This is a genomic window from Bacillus sp. SIMBA_154 (assembly GCF_046536015.1).
GTDB classification, from domain to species: Bacteria; Bacillota; Bacilli; order Bacillales; family Bacillaceae; genus Bacillus; species Bacillus pumilus_P.
Map to the genome: position 1 here is coordinate 1 of NZ_JAWJBV010000538.1, position 245 is coordinate 245.

Annotated in this window: 1 protein-coding gene; it reads left to right on the top strand. The window is 26.1% G+C overall.

Annotated elements, in window-relative coordinates; genetic code table 11:
- Positions 1-245, top strand: a 245-nt coding sequence (locus R0K30_RS23075) for a hypothetical protein (RefSeq protein ID WP_410613310.1), incomplete at both ends; no start/stop codon positions are given.

The following is a 245-nucleotide window of genomic DNA, read 5'->3' on the forward strand; positions in this document are numbered from 1 at the left end:
TGTAAGAAGTTATGAGAATATTCCTTCTAATAATACACATGTTGACAATTCTGATAACCTATCAATTTTAAATATTCTAAACGTTTTTAAGTTAGCTAGAATAGATATTAAAAATATAGGTAATGCTAGTAACGATATAGTTTTCGATAAAAATGAGTATGACTTCACTATAAATTCGCCAAAATGGTTTAGAAAAAACAATGATGGTATCGGTTATATAATTGAAAGTTCAAACATGAACCTAG